The 14815-nt window shown below is 68.8% G+C and carries 12 protein-coding genes; 7 read left to right on the top strand and 5 right to left on the bottom strand.

All coding sequences use genetic code 11. From position 1 onward, the window contains the following. Positions 1-41: 41 nt before the first annotated feature. Positions 42-1286, top strand: coding sequence for an energy transducer TonB (locus HUA74_RS16350; RefSeq protein ID WP_141642674.1), 1245 nt, complete (start codon positions 42-44; stop codon positions 1284-1286). Between the two features lie 70 nt (positions 1287-1356). Next, complete coding sequence (locus HUA74_RS16345) at positions 1357-2292, top strand: cation diffusion facilitator family transporter (RefSeq protein ID WP_174455240.1); 936 nt, start codon at positions 1357-1359, stop codon at positions 2290-2292. A gap of 109 nt (positions 2293-2401) precedes the next feature. Here the strand turns inward: HUA74_RS16345 and gcvP are convergent, their stop codons facing one another. The 3 genes from gcvP to gcvT form a co-directional block, all read right to left on the bottom strand. After that, entirely contained in the window at positions 2402-5308 is a 2907-nt protein-coding gene (gene gcvP / locus HUA74_RS16340) for an aminomethyl-transferring glycine dehydrogenase (protein WP_174455239.1), read from the bottom strand. Positions 5309-5395: 87 nt separating this feature from the next. After that, positions 5396-5788: a glycine cleavage system protein GcvH gene (gcvH, locus tag HUA74_RS16335; protein WP_174455238.1), complete on the bottom strand. Its 393-nt coding sequence runs from the start codon at positions 5786-5788 to the stop codon at positions 5396-5398. A 30-nt stretch (positions 5789-5818) separates the two neighbouring features. Further along, on the bottom strand, positions 5819-6901 hold the full coding sequence (gene gcvT, locus HUA74_RS16330) for a glycine cleavage system aminomethyltransferase GcvT (protein ID WP_174455237.1): 1083 nt from the start codon (positions 6899-6901) through the stop codon (positions 5819-5821). 98 nt (positions 6902-6999) lie between these two features. Here gcvT and metF point away from each other — a divergent pair, with 98 nt between their 5' ends. From metF to HUA74_RS16315, 3 genes are all read left to right on the top strand, one after another. After that, the gene (gene metF / locus HUA74_RS16325; protein WP_141642678.1) at positions 7000-7872 is read left to right on the top strand and encodes a methylenetetrahydrofolate reductase [NAD(P)H]; all 873 of its coding nucleotides are present in this window, start codon (positions 7000-7002) and stop codon (positions 7870-7872) included. Next, entirely contained in the window at positions 7869-8285 is a 417-nt protein-coding gene (locus HUA74_RS16320; RefSeq protein ID WP_141642679.1) for a hypothetical protein, read from the top strand. Before metF ends, HUA74_RS16320 begins: the two co-directional genes overlap by 4 nt. Positions 8286-8713: 428 nt before the next feature. Then, positions 8714-9241 (top strand): hypothetical protein, encoded by a 528-nt coding sequence (locus HUA74_RS16315; protein ID WP_141642680.1) that lies wholly within the window; start codon positions 8714-8716, stop codon positions 9239-9241. Between the two features lie 18 nt (positions 9242-9259). On the opposite strand, the gene HUA74_RS16310 is transcribed toward HUA74_RS16315, so the two are convergent. Both HUA74_RS16310 and HUA74_RS16305 read right to left on the bottom strand, forming a co-directional pair. Next, positions 9260-10789, bottom strand: coding sequence for a sensor histidine kinase (locus tag HUA74_RS16310; protein ID WP_174455236.1), 1530 nt, complete (start codon positions 10787-10789; stop codon positions 9260-9262). Between the two features lie 410 nt (positions 10790-11199). After that, complete coding sequence (locus HUA74_RS16305; RefSeq protein ID WP_174455235.1) at positions 11200-12144, bottom strand: ADP-ribosylglycohydrolase family protein; 945 nt, start codon at positions 12142-12144, stop codon at positions 11200-11202. A gap of 284 nt (positions 12145-12428) precedes the next feature. Between HUA74_RS16305 and HUA74_RS16300 the strand changes: the two genes are divergently transcribed. Together HUA74_RS16300 and HUA74_RS16295 are read left to right on the top strand one after the other, a co-directional pair. Then, entirely contained in the window at positions 12429-13673 is a 1245-nt protein-coding gene (locus HUA74_RS16300) for an OmpA family protein (RefSeq protein ID WP_174455234.1), read from the top strand. 480 nt (positions 13674-14153) lie between these two features. After that, positions 14154-14774, top strand: a complete 621-nt coding sequence (locus tag HUA74_RS16295) for a TIGR02265 family protein (protein ID WP_141648747.1) — start codon at positions 14154-14156, stop codon at positions 14772-14774. Positions 14775-14815: the final 41 nt, after the last annotated feature.

Raw genomic sequence — 14815 nt, 5'->3', positions numbered from 1 at the left:
GACGGGACTAGGCAGCGGGCCCGGAGGTTTATCATCGCGCCGTGAGCACGGGTTCCTCTCCGAAGACAGACTGGCGCCGCAAGAGGCGGCGGCAATCCCCGTGGCGAGTGGTCGCCGCGGTGCTGCTTGCCCTGGCGGTCCATGTCGCCTACCTGTCGGTCGTGCTCTTCACGGGAACGCTTCCCCCCACGGGGCGTGAGCGCAAGCCCGTCACGCGTCCTCCCACGTCCGTGGCCGTGCGGCCCCTGACGGAGGACCAGTGGTCCCGGAACCGGGGCAAGACGGACTCGAAGACGCAGACGACCCAGAAGCCCCGCGTCCAGGACAAGAAGCCCGAAGAGAAGAAACCGGAGACCCGGCCCAATGGGCAGGTGGTGGACCTGGCGCCCGGCAACGAGCAGGAAGCCCCCGACGCGAAGTACCTCGCGGAGCACAACAACCGCGTGGACAAGGAGACGCGGGCCCGGGAGCAGACGCCCTTCTACCGGAACGCCATGCCGCAGCGCACCGCGCCCCAGGAGCAGAAGGGCGCGGACGTGGAGCCGCAGGCGCCGCGCATCGCCGGCAACAACGGCATGGGCAACGATGACCGGCCGCTCGCCGAGGGTGGCCAGAAGTTCGCCTTCGAGATCCCCGACATCCACCGCAAGAACGAAGTGAAGGTGAAGACGGACCCGAACACGCCCGGGGGCGTGGCGGTGAACAACCAGAACGAGAGCGACGAGCTGTCGGGCAACGCGAAGCGGCTGCGAATCCAGCCGGGCGACACCGGAGGCGAGGAAGAAGGCTCCGCCGGACGCGTGGGCTCGCCGGGCATCGCCGCGTTGATGCCGTCGCGCGCGGTGATGGACAAGGTGGTGGGCGCGGCGCCCAATGACCACCTGCGCGACGTGGACGAAGGCGACGGCACGCTGCTCAACTCTCGTGAGTGGAAGTACGCCAGCTTCTTCAACCGCGTGAAGCAGAGCGTGGGCATGCACTGGAAGCCCAACGAGACGCTGCGCCGCAGAGACCCCACCGGCAACATGTTCACCGGGAAGGACCGGCACACGATGCTGGAGATCACGCTGGACGAGAAGGGCCGCGTGACGAACATCGAGGTGGAGAAGAGCAGCGGCCTGGACTTCCTGGACATGGAGGCCGTGTCCTCGTTCCAGCGCGCGCAGCCCTTCCCCAACCCACCGCCGGGGTTGTTGAACGACGACTCGAAGGTGCGCTTCTCGTTCGGCTTCTTCCTGGAGATGGGCGGCGGCCCGCGCATGCGGCTGTTCCGCCAGCCCAACTGACGTTCGCTTCACCACGCGTGGCGTGCGAGGTCCTCGCGGCCGGACGCGGTTCCCACTACGGTGCCGCGCCGTGGACACCTCCCCCGCCGAGAGAAGCGTCGCGCTCCAGCAGCGCAGCAAACGCATCCGCTTCGTGTTGCTCGCCATCCTCCTGGCCAACTGGGTGGTGGCCGGCGCGAAGCTCATCTTCGGACTCATCAGCCAGTCCGCCGCCGTGACGGCGGATGGACTCCACTCGTTCATCGACGGTGGCTCCAACGTGCTGGGCCTGGTGGCCATGGGCGTGGCCTCGCGGCCCGCTGACGACGACCACCCCTACGGGCACGGCAAGTTCGAGGCGCTCGCGTCGCTGGGCATCGGCGCGATGATTGGCATCGGCATGTTGGAGTTGGGGCGCATGGCGCTCGACTCGCTGATGCATGACCGTCACGCGCAGGTGACGCCGGCCATGGCGGTGGTGATGGTGCTCACCCTCTGCGTCAATCTGGTGGTGACGCGAGTGGAGGGGCACTACGGGCGCAAGTACAAGAGCAGCCTGCTGCTGGCGGACGCGAGCCACACGATGTCGGACGTCTTCGTCACGCTGGCGGTGCTCGCGTCGTTGGGCCTGGTGGCGATGGGCTATCCCAAGGCGGACGGCATCATCGCGCTGGGCGTCATGGTCTTCGTGGCCTGGGTGGCCTACGGCATCGTCCGGCAGGCCGTGGGCATCCTCTCCGACACTGCGAGGTTGGACCCCGCGCAGGTGGCGCAGCACACCGTGGGCGTGGCCGGCGTGCGCAGCTGCCGCGACGTGCGCAGCCGGGGCATGGAGGAGAGCGTCTACGTGGACCTGAAAATCGAGGTGGACCCGAACCTCACCACCGCGCAGGCCCACGAGGTGGCGGACCGGGTGGAGCGCACGCTCCACGCCGCCTATCCGCAGGTGGTGGACGTCGTCGTCCACGTGGAGCCGGAGCACGACAACGCGGACCGCGCGCAAGGTGCCACGCCGCACGTGAGCTGAGTCGGCCCCCCGCGAGACGCGTGGGAGCGCGAAGGCCACGCGTAACGACAAGGGCCGCCTCCCCACGTAAGGGAGACGGCCCCAGGAAGCACCCGGCCTATACGGCCCGTCAGGCGACGGCGGGCTTCGGCTCCGGCGTCATGTAGTCCTCGATGGGCGGGCACGAGCACACGAGCTTGCGGTCCCCGAGCACGTTGTTCAGGCGGCCCACGGACGGCCAGAACTTGTTGTCGCGCACCCACGGCGCCGGGAACACCGCCAGCTCTCGCGAGTACGGGCGGTTCCACTCCGGATTCGTAATCGTGCGGACCGTGTGGGGCGCGTTCTTCAGGACGTTGTTGTCCTTCGGCATGCGCCCCTCCTCGACCTCACGAATCTCCTGACGAATCGCGATCATCGCGTCGCAGAAACGGTCCAGCTCCGCGCGGGACTCGCTCTCCGTCGGCTCGATCATCAGCGTGCCCGCGACGGGGAACGACACCGTCGGCGCATGGAACCCGTAGTCCATCAGCCGCTTGGCCACGTCCTCGACCTCGACACCCGACGTCTTCTTCAGTGGGCGCAGGTCGACGATGCACTCGTGCGCCACCCTGCCCCGCTTGCCCCGGTACAGCACCGGGTAGTGGGGCTGGAGCCGCTCGGCGATGTAGTTGGCGTTGAGGATGGCCAGCTTCGTCGCCTTCGTCAGGCCCTCCCCACCCATCATCGCGATGTACATCCAGGAGATGAGCAGGATGCTCGCGCTGCCCCACGGGGCCGCGGAGATGGCGCCGATGGCGTCCGCCCCGCCCGTCTGGATGACCGGGTGTCCCGGCAGGTACTTCACCAGGTGGCTCGCCACGCAGATGGGACCCATGCCCGGGCCACCACCGCCGTGCGGGATGCAGAACGTCTTGTGCAGGTTGATGTGGCAGACATCCGCGCCGACCAGCCCGGGCGCCGTGAGGCCCACCTGCGCGTTCAGGTTCGCGCCATCCATGTACACCTGCCCACCGCGCTCGTGGATGATGGAGCAGATCTCCTTGATCTCCTCCTCGAACACGCCGTGCGTGGACGGGTACGTCACCATCAGCGCGGCGAGCTTGTCCTTGTGCTCCTCCGCACGGACGCGCAAGTCGGTCAGGTCGATGTTGCCGTTCTCATCGCACTTGGTGACGACGACCTTGTAGCCCGCCATGACGGCGGAGGCCGGGTTGGTGCCGTGCGCGGAGGACGGGATGAGGCACACGTCGCGGTGCCCCTGCCCTCGCCCCTGGTGGTATGCGCGGATGACGAGCAGGCCCGCGTACTCGCCCTGGCTGCCCGCGTTCGGCTGCAGCGAGCAGCCCGCGAAGCCCGTGATTTGCGAGAGCATCTGCTCGAGCTGCTCGAAGATGACCTTGTAGCCGGCCGCCTGCGAGGTGGGCGCGAAGGGATGCAGCCGGCCGAACTGCGGCCACGTCACCGGAATCATCTCCGCGGTGGCGTTGAGCTTCATCGTGCAGCTGCCCAGCGGAATCATCGAGTGCGTCAAGGACAGGTCCTTCGCCTCGAGCCGCCGGATGTACCGCAGCATCTCCGTCTCGGAGTGGTAGCTGTTGAAGACGGCGTGCGTGAGGAACGCGCTCGTGCGGCGCAGCTCCGGCACCACCGGCGTCTCCACGTTGGCGCCCACGTCCTCCAGCGACGGCGCCGCCGCCTTGCCCGCGCCCGTGGCGAACGCGGTGAGGATGGCCTCCACGTCGGACACGCGGGACGTCTCGTCCAGCGACACACCCAGCGTCTTCTCGTCGATGCGGCGGAAGTTCATCCGCGCCGACTCCGCCGCCCCGAGCACCGCGCGCACCTGCGGCGTCGTCAGCTCCACGCGCAGCGTGTCGAAGTACTGCTCGTGCCGGACCTTCAGGCCCAGCTTCGCCAGCCCCCGCGCCAGCAACACGGTGAGCCCGTGCACGCGCTCGGCGATGGCCTTCAGGCCCTGGGGCCCATGGTAGACGGCGTACATGCTGGCGATGACGGCCAGCAGCACCTGCGCGGTGCAGATGTTGCTCGTCGCCTTCTCGCGGCGGATGTGCTGCTCGCGCGTCTGCAGCGCCATGCGCAGCGCGCGCCGGCCCTGCGCGTCCTCGGAGACGCCGATGAGGCGGCCCGGCATCACGCGGGTGTACGCGTTCTTCGTCGCGAAGTAGCCCGCGTGCGGACCGCCGTACCCCATGGGCACGCCGAAGCGCTGCGCGCTGCCCACCGCCACGTCCGCGCCGAACTCGCCCGGAGGCGTCAGCAGCGTGAGGCTCAAGAGGTCCGCGGCGACGATGAACAGGCCCCCCGCCGCGTGAATCTTCTCGCCGAACGCGCGGTAGTCCAGCACCGCCCCATCCGTGGCCGGGTACTGCACCAGCGCGCCCACGTACTTCTTCGCGCCCAGGTCCACCGTGCGGTGGTCACCCACGACGACCTCCACGCCCAGCGGCTCGGCGCGCGTGCGCACCACATCCACCGTCTGCGGGTGGCAGCCCTCGGAGACGAAGAAGGCGGCATTGGCATCGTCGCCCTTCACGTGCAGCGCCAGCGCCATCGCCTCGGCGGCGGCCGTGCCCTCGTCGAGCAGGGACGCGTTGGCGACCTCCAGGCCCGTCAGGTCCATCACCAGCGTCTGGAAGTTGAGCAGCGCCTCCAGCCGGCCCTGGGCAATCTCCGCCTGATAGGGCGTGTACTGCGTGTACCAGCCCGGGTTCTGGAAGATGTTGCGGAGGATGACGTTGGGCGTGTGCGTGTCGTGGTAGCCCATGCCGATGAAGGACCGGAACACCTGGTTCTTCGCGGCGATGGCCTCCAGCTGAGCGAGCAGGTCATGCTCCCCACGCGCCGGCCCCAGCCGCAGCGGCTCCTTGGAGCGGATGGCCGGAGGCACGGTCTGGTCGATGAAAGCATCGAGCGAGTCCACGCCCAGCGCGGACAACATCTGCTTCAGCTCCTGCTCATCCGGACCGATGTGCCGGCCGGCGAACGACTCCTGGTACTTCCAGTTCAGGGACATGGCGGTGGTGGCTCGCGTGCGACTCACGACGGCGGAGTCGGAAAATTCGAGGACCGTCACTAACAACGGCCCTGCGGCGCTTCACTCTCAGGCTTCTTTGAGCAGGTTGCCGTAGGCGGCGGCATCCAGGAGCTCGCTCAACTGCTTGGTGTCCGAGAGCTCGATTTCGACAATCCACCCGTCGCCATAGGGGTCGGTGTTCAGCGTCTCGGGGGCGTCGGAGAGTGCAGCGTTCACCTTCGTGATCTTCCCGGAAACGGGCGAGAAGAGCTCGGAGACGGCCTTCACGGACTCGACGGTGCCGAACGGCTCGTCCTTTTCGATCGTCGTGCCCACCTTGGGCAGCTCCACGTAGACGACGTCGCCGAGCGTGTTCTGGGCGTGGTGGGTGATGCCCACCGTCACCTTGTTGCCCTCGACGCGGGCCCACTCGTGCTCGTTGGTGTACTTGAGGTTTTCGGGGATGTTCGGATCGGACATGGGGTGCTCCTCGACAGGGCTAGAAGGAACTCAGGGCTTCTTGTGGAACGGCGTCTTCACCACCACGGCGGGAACGGCGCGACCGCGAATCTCGACGTCGAAGGTGGAGCCCTCCGCGGCCAGCTCCGCGGGCACGTAGCCGATACCGATGGGCTTCTTCACCGTCGGGCCCATGGTGCCGCTCGTCACCTCGCCCACCGGCTTGCCGTCCTTGTGGATGGGATAGCCGTGACGGGGGATGCCCGCGCCGGTCAGCTCGAAGCCCACCAACTTGCGCTTCACGCCCGCGGCCTTCTGCGCCACCAGCGCGTCCTTGCCGATGAAGCCCGCCTTGTCCAGCTTGACGATCCACCCCAGCCCCGCCTCCAGCGCGGTGTGCGAGTCGTCGATGTCATTGCCGTAGAGCGCGTACTTCATCTCCGTGCGCAGGCTGTCGCGCGACGCCAGGCCGCACGGCTTCACGCCGTCCTGCTCGCCCTCGGTGAGCAGCGCGTTCCAGAGCGCCACCGCGTCACCCGGGGCGCAGTACAGCTCGAAGCCATCCTCACCCGTGTAGCCGGTGCGCGAGATGATGGCGCGCACGCCCGCCACCTCGCCCTCCGCGAAGCGGTAGGTGCCCACCTTGGACGTGTCCGTCTTCGTCAGCCGCTGCACCAGGCCGGCGGCCTTGGGGCCCTGCACGGCGATCTGCGCGTAGTCCTCACCCCGGTCCACGGGCGTGACACCGCGCGCATGCTCCTTCATCCACGCGAAGTCCTTGTCGCGGTTGCTCGCGTTGACGCAGATGAGGATGCGCTCGGGGCTGAAGCGGTAGGCGACGACGTCGTCGACGAAGCCTCCCTGCTCGTTGAGCAAGCCCGCATAGACGGCCTGCCCGTCCGCGATGCGAGCGAGGTCATTGGAGATGAGGGCGTTGACCGTCTCCAGCGCGCCGGGACCCGCGAACTCCACCTCGCCCATGTGCGACACGTCGAAGAGTCCAACGTGGTTGCGCACCGCCTCGTGCTCGGCGATGACGGAGGTGTACTGAACGGGCATGTCCCAACCCGCGAAGTCGACCATCCGAGCGCCCAGCGCGCGGTGGGCGTCGTTGAGCGGCGTACGCCGGGCCATCGGCTTCTCCTGATGAAGGGGGAGTGAAAACGGCGCGGACTATAGCCGCGCACCTTCGCCGATCAAGGCCGACGGGGACCGTCTACACTGGGACCAACATGAAGATTCGTAATCGATTGAATCCGTCAAACCCCTGCTTCTCCTTCGAGTTCTTCCCCCCGAAGACCGATGAAGGGGTCGCCAACCTGCTCAAGACGCTGGAGGACCTCGCGCCGCTGGAGCCCGGGTTCGTCTCCGTGACGTACGGGGCCGGCGGCAGCACACGGGACAGGACGCTGGAGCTCGTCACGCGCATCAAGGCGGAGACGGGAATCGAGGCCATGGCCCACCTGACGTGTGTGGGCCACACGCGGCAGGAGCTGCGGGAGCTGCTCCAGCGCCTGGCGGACGCGAAGATGGACAACGTCCTCATCCTCCGTGGAGATCCGCCGCAGGGACAAAAGTCCTTCGTCACCGCCGAGGGTGGCTTCACCTACGCCACGGAGCTGGTGCGATTCATCCGAGAAGAGGATTTCAACTTCTGCCTGGGAGGCGCGTGCTATCCGGAGGGCCACGTGGAGACGGCCTCCCGTGACGACGACCTGCGTCATCTCAAGGCCAAGGTCGATGCGGGGCTGGACTTCGTGGTGACGCAGCTCTTCTTCGACAACGCGTTCTACTTCGACTTCGTGGAGCGGGCCCGTCGCGCGGGCATCAACGTCCCCATCGTCCCCGGCATCATGCCCATCACCAACTTCGAGCAGGTGCAGCGCTTCACGCGGATGTGCGGAGCGACGGTGCCCATGCGGCTGGGCCTGCAGTTGGAGCGGGTGAAGGACCAGCCGGACGCGGTGGTGCAGCTGGGCGTGGCGCACGCCACGGTGCAGTGCATGGAGCTGCTGTCACGCGGCGTGCCCGGCATCCACTTCTACACGCTCAACAAGTCCCCGGCGACGCGGATGATCGTGAGCGCACTGAGAGCCCGTACATGAGCGGTCCTGGTATCCAACTTCCTCCGGAGGACCCGCGCGCGAAGGTCATCGAGATTGTCCGCGCCCCGGCCTTCTTCCTGCTGTGCACGGGCGTGCTGAACGTCATCTTCAACATCCTGGGCTTCGTGCTCGCCGCGTTGAATGTGACGTCGCCGTTCGCGGGCCCGGGCGGGGCTCCGCTGGAGCTGTCGGGCTCGCTGGCGCTGATGCTGCTGGTGGGCATCCTCTGCGGCGTGCTGTCCGCGTGGGGCGCGCTGAGCGCGCTCAACCTCAAGGGCTACGGCCTGGCCACGGTGGGCGGCATCACCGCGCTGTACATCCTGTCTCCCGGCTGCGTCGTGGGAGTGCCGGTGGCCGTCTGGATGCTCTTCACCTTGCGCCGAGATGGCGTGCGCGAGGCCTTCCGAAGCTGACGGGCCCGAAGGACGGGCCCGCAGGCGGGGGCGATGTTTCAGACAGACGTGTTGGACGAGAAGCCAACGGGTGTCTCGTCCCGTCGGGAGGCATTCATTCCGGCCTTCCGCACAAAGACTGTCGAGTCCGTGTGCGAGTGGCTGACCTGGAGTCCCAAGGCGTCTGGGAGTCTTCGTCCACGGAGTTCTCATGTCGCTGGAGGGGACGAGCACCCTCGTCATCACCCGGCTGCGCTGAAGCACCTCCCAGCGGACGTGGGCCGCTGGTTCCCGACAGGGCCGTGCGACTGACGGTCGGACTGGTGAGGTCGCTTCACGGGCCTCACTCATCCGGCCCCGCGCAACTGGCTTTCATGGGTGCGGGGTGGACGGCTCGGGCGCTCCGAGCCTTCCAGCGACTCACATCCCAGCCGCCCACGGAGCCCTTCATGTCGTCGAGAGTCCTTCTGTCCGCCCTGCCCGCGCTGCTCGGCGCACTCCTCCTCCAAGCCACGCCCGCGTCGGCGCAGGTGGGCACGACGGACCTGACGTGCTCCGGCGGCGCCTATCAGACCTGGGAGCCCGGACTCCGGCTGTCCAACCGACGCGTCACCGCCACGAACTACACGAGCTACGACACGTGCACCTCGAACGACACGCTCGTCACCTCGGGCGTGCTCGTGGCCACGACGGAGCTGTCCACCAGCTGCGGCGGCAACCTGGGCCCCAGCGAGACGACCGTCACCTGGGATGACGGCTCCGTCTCGACCTTCGCCCTCAAGGGCGCCGGAGTGGATGTCATCAACGGCGCCCGCGTCTTCGTCTCCGTCGGGCTGGTGACGGGAGGCCGCTTCCAGGGAGACGCCGTGATGATGACCCAGGCGATGAGTCCCCTGGACCTCACGCCGTGCCTGTATCCCTCCGGCCTGACGGCGCTGTCGGGCCCGAGCACCCTCCGCCTCACGCGCCTGTTCTGAGGCGCGGGCCTTCGCGCCTCACGACGAGCAGGCGACCCCGGTCACCGAACGCGCTCGGGGCAGGCAGATGGTGAAGACACTGCCCTCCCCCTCGCGGCTCTCCACCCGCAACGTCCCACCGTGCTGCCGCACCGTGCTGGACACCACCGTCAGCCCCAGGCCGGTGCCGTGCTCCTTGGTGGTGAAGAGCGGGTCGAAGATGTGGTCCAGCACACCCGCCGGAATTCCTCCGCCGTTGTCGGAGACCCGGATGTGGAAGGCCCGTCCGACGCCCAGCTCCGCGGAGACCTCCACGACTCCCTCGCGGCCCAGGGGCATCGCCTCCACCGCGTTCTGCACCAGGTTGATGAGGACCTTGCGCAGCATCTCCCGGTCCACCCAGGGGGGCTCGAGCGCAGTGGGCACGCGGTTCACCACCGACACGCCCTCGCGCGAGGGCACCACGTCGATGACCTCTTCCATCAGCCCGTGCAACGAGCACGGCTGGAGCACCAGCGGACGCTCCCGCACGAACTCCAGCATCTCCGACGTGAGGCTGGCGCAGACGCCCAGCTCCCGGTCGACGATGGCGAGGAAGCGCTGCAGCCGGGGGTCCTCCAGCGCCCCCTCCACGTTGCGCAGCCTCCGCGCCACCGCCGCGTTCGCCGTGCGGGCGGCCGCCAGCGGATTGCGCAGCTCGTGGCTCACCGTCGCCGTCAACTGCCCCACCGCCGCGAGCTTCTCCAGGCGAGCCATCCGCTCTCGCGAGTCCTCCAGCTCCCGGCCACTGCGCTCCGTCACCCGCTCGCGCTCCTGCTTCTCGCGTTCATACGCGCGCTCCAGCAACACCTGCCGCTCCGCGACGCGCCTCATCTCCCGCGCCACGCCCCGACACGCGAGCACCAGCACCCCGTCCACCAGCCCCACCCAGAACGCCAGCTCCAGCACGCTCCACCCCGGCGCGCCGGAGAACGTCGCCCCCGGCTCCGGCCAGCCAATCCCTCGCAACACGTGGGCCACCACCGCCGTCACGCCCGCGGTCAGCAGCACCCTCGGGTCCCGATAGAAGCTCAGGAGCGCCAGCGAGCCGAAGACGTGGAAGTGCGTCTCCAGCCGCGCGCCCGACAGATGCACGAGCAGCACGGACCACAACACTTGCGTCACCGCCATCACCTGCCGCGTCACCACCGCGCCCGGCCGCACGAGTGCCAGCGTCACCGGGATGATGCACAGCGGCCCGCCCAGGAGCAGCGCCACCCACAGCGGCTCCGGACTGGGGCGCAGCCTCCAGTCCCACGGGTGCGCGGACGTCACCACGGACAGGGCGAGCGCGAAGAGCCACTGCCCCCCCATCAGCCAGATGCACAGCCCATCCGCCCGCCTTCGCACCGCGCTCAAGTACTCCGACAACAGCCACCGCACGCGCGACTCCAGCGCCGCGTCCAGCGGCTTGGAATCCTGTCGCCCGGGCTCCGCCGCCAGCGGCGTGGGACGCATGACCTCCAGCGTGCCCAGATGACTCGCCAACGCCCGTCCCGCGAGCGCATCCGCTTCTTGGTTCTTCGACATCCTCAGGCTCACCCCGGCCGTGCTGGCCCCTCAGGATCCGCCCCATACTAACGCGCCGCGCATATCCAGCAATGCAGTTATTTCCGCTTTAACCGGTTGTGGCGTCGCCAACACCCGTCCCGGCCTCGTGGGCGGCGGGACGCTGCGGGCTCCAATGGCAGGCGTTGTACCTGGGTACAATTCCAAAGCCAGACGCGACGACATCCGGTCAATCCGGCTTTAAATCGAGTTGCAGGAAGCCGCCCTGGACATATCATCGCGGCGTGGTGATGGCGGAGGACGCGGCCCACGCAGGCCGGAGCCTGCTCTGGCCCGGGCCGGTGGACTCCCCGACGGCTGGCGTTGGATTGAAGGCCTCGCTCCGCCCCCGGGGGGGGTGGGCGGAGCGAGGCCCGCGGTATCCCTTCAGCTCAGCGTGCGGCGTGCACCAGCAGCTTGCGCAAGAGCGGCTCCAGCAGCTCGCGCCCCCGCAGCGCCGAACGCCACCGCTCCGGAATGGCCCGCGCGCCCAGCATCACTCCCGCGACGCCGCCCGCCACCGCCGCCGTGGTGTCGGTGTCATTGCCCAGTCGCACCGCGGCGCGGACCACCTGCTCGTAGCCGCCGCCGGCCGCCACGCAGTCGCGCGCTGAACGCAGACAGTCCACCACATACCCCGAGCCGCGCCCGGGCGTGTCCTCGGCGCCGCGCGGAAGGACGGCATCGTCCAGCTCCGTGCGGGCCTCGGTGCCCTCGGGATGCAGCGACCGGAAGGCCTCCAACGCGGCGTCCCAGGGACGGTCCGAGCCCTCCAGCGCGCGGCGGGCCCAGAGGCAGTACAGCGCGCAACACACCCGCGAGCGAAGGTGGCCATGCGTCACCAGGGACTGGAGCATGGCATCGGAGGCGAGCTCCGCGTCAGTCCCGCGATGCCACAGCGCGAGCGGAAGCACGCGCATGAGCGAGCCATTGCCGTTGTCCTGCTGACCCGAAGGTCCGGAGCTCGTCCCAGGCACTCCGGCGCGGAACATGGACAGGGCCCGGTCCGTCTGGATGCCCACGTCGAAGACCTGGCCATCCACCGCGAGGTAACCCCATTCCCGCCAGTTCACCAGGCGCCGGCCCAGGTCCTCCAGGTCCAGCCGCCCCTGATAGAGCAACGAGTCCAACAGGCACAGCGCGTGGGCGCCATCGTCGGACCATGTCCCAGGGGGAACGTCGGGGTGGGAGCGACCAAAGCCCGCGGGGGGCTCGAACTCAATCGCGTCGGCCGAGGGAATCCTCTCCGACGGGTGGAACTCGTAAGGCACGCCCAGGGCGTCTCCCACCAACAGCCCCAGCAGCCCTCCCTCGATTCGCTCCTCGCGCGTCACCACGAACCCCCTCCAGTCCTTCGCCCAGCGTCCGGGACTGGACGCTGGCGCCCACGCCCGCCCGCCGTCAAGCCGGCACGGCGCGGAGGCGGCAAGGGGTCTTCCGGGAGCAGGCGTGCAACGGCCCCCCTGCCCGAGCACGCCGCCAGGGTGATGTTCCCCAGCAAGGCGGTCCGCACTTTCGTCCCCTGAAGAGTCGTTCGCTCCGGAGCCCCCGGCGCCATGCAGGCGATGAGCGACTCCCCGCACCGGGCCAACTGGTGCCGAACCACGGAGGAGGCATTCGCATGGCTTTCAACCTCATCGACATGGTGCGTGAGCGTTTCACGGGCAACGTGATGCAGCAGATGGGTTCCGCGATGGGCGAGGACCCCAGCACCCTGGGCAAGGCCTTGCCCGGTGCCATCGCCGCGGTGGGCGGGAGCGTGGCGGAGCGAGGCTCCACGGAAGCAGGCGCCCAGCGGCTGATGTCCCAGCTCAACGAAGGCGGCTTCACGGGGCCCAACGCGGGCAAGGAAGACATCCTCTCCGCGGACACCGAGGAGAAGGGACAGGGCATGCTCAGTGGCCTGTTTGGAGACAAGCTGGGCAGCATCACCAGTGCGCTCGGTCGCTCCAGCGGGTTCAGCAACAGCAAGTCCGCGGGCGGGATGATGGCGCTGGTGGCTCCCGTCATCATGGGCGTCATCGGCAAGCACGTGCGTGACAACCGCATGGGCGCCGCGGGGCTGGGACAGCTCCTGGGCAGCCAGAAGTCGCTGCTGTCGTCCGCGCTGCCCGCGGGGCTGGGCAGCATCCTGGGCATCGGTGGCGCCGCCGCGGCGGTGGGGCCTCGCGTCGTCGAGGAGGTCCACGAGACGCGCGCCATCCCCACCGTGGAGACGGTGCGGCGGCAGCAGCCCATCGAACGGGCGCCGGTGCACCACGCGGAGCCCAAGAAGAAGAACCTCTCCTGGGTCATCCCCGTGGCGCTGCTCGCGCTGCTGGCGGGCTGGTTCCTCACGCGCGGACGCCGCAGTGAACCCCGGCGCGAGCAGGCGGCCGTCACGGAGCCCGCGCGGCCCCAGGCGCAGCCGCAGCCACAGCAGCGCCCGACGGACACCGGCGTGGGTGGCGGCGGCACGGCGGGCACCACGCCGCCGGTGGCCCGGGATGCGCAGGGCATGCGGCAGGCCATCGACAGCGGCGCGCGCAGCTTCATCCTTGCGGGCGTGGCCTTCGAGGAAGGCTCCGCGACGCTGACGCCGCAGAGCGACGCGAGCGTGGGGCAGCTGGCCTCGGTGCTGCGTGAGAAGCCCAACTCACGCGTGCGCATCACCGGCCACACGGATGCCACGGGTGATGCGACCGTCAACAGCCAGCTGGCGAAGCGTCGGGCGGAGGCGGTGCGCTCCGCGCTCGTCGATGATGGCATCTCCGCCAATCGCGTGGACGTCGCCGCCGTGGGTGCCGCGCAGCCCCTGGCGCCCAACACCACCACGGAGGGTCGCGACATGAACCGCCGCATCGAGGTCCAGGTGCTGAGCCGCTGAGTCCTCGGACGTCCCCGGTCCGCCGGGCGCGTCGTCAGACACGAGCACGGGTCGGGCCTCCGCGTGGAAGAACACGTGGGGGCCCGACGCGTCATGTCGTCGACGACAGACAGCGAGCTCGCCCTCCCGCGTCATCCCACGGCACATCGCGCCGTGGCCCGCAGGGGGCTCGGCCTGCGACGTGTGAACACACCGTGCGTTCATTCCATGAGTGGGACGCAACGACCAGAAGCCGCCACATCCCGCATGCCTGGCGGTCCGCGCTGTGAATTGGCCATCACCTCCCGGCGCGGTGGGGATGAGCCTCTTGTCCCGGCCCCTCGTCTGGAAGGTGCCTGCAACTGTCCCCGCTGAGACAGCACACACCGACCCGCGTCGCACCCGGCCGGGCTTTTCAGAGTACTCGGATTGCCTCACTTTCAGGAGCGAGTCCGGGGGCCGCGCGCTCCCAGGCTCAACTTCCATGTCGGGGGGGAGCCCATGACAGTGATTGCGTTCCGGAGCAGGGAAAGAGAAGTCATCGACCCTGGGTGCGAGCTGGAACGGCGACTGGGACTGACGGCGAGCGAAGACAGGGCCCGGGGCATGTTCTTCCTGGGCGTGTTGGATGTGGTGCGCCGCGAATCAGGAGAGACGGCGGCGGCCCGCTGTCTGGCGGCCTCCGGGGAGCGGCGCTTCGTCCCCTTCTTCCTCTACCCGGTCAGCGCCTTCCTCCGGATGTCTTTCGCGGCGGCGGAAGTCCTCGCGCCCAGACTCGGCGGCTTCGAGACAGCGATGCGCATCATCGGCGCCCAGGCGACCCATGACTTCCTCGACTCGGTGGTGGGCCGCAGCTTCCTGATGCTCGCCGCGGGAGATCCGCGTCGACTCATCAACAATCTTCCGTCTGGCTATCGCACCGCCGTCACCTATGGCGAACGGCATGTCACCTGGACGGGTGCGCACGAGGGCTGCTTCAACGTGTTCAGGGACTTCATGCCGCACACCTACCATGAGGGGGTGTTGCTGGCGGTGTTGCAAGCCGTGGGGACGCGCGTCGCCAGGGTCCGCGGACGGCCCTTGAGCCTGCTGGACTGCGAATACGTCATGTCCTGGGCGTAGGAAACGCCGCCGTGCCGTCATCAGGGGCGGCGGATGTGAAG

Source organism: Myxococcus sp. CA051A, from assembly GCF_013336705.1.
GTDB classification, from domain to species: Bacteria; Myxococcota; Myxococcia; order Myxococcales; family Myxococcaceae; genus Myxococcus; species Myxococcus llanfairpwllgwyngyllgogerychwyrndrobwllllantysiliogogogochensis.
Note: the sequence above shows the minus strand (reverse complement) of the source record. Positions and strands in the feature narration are given on the sequence as shown.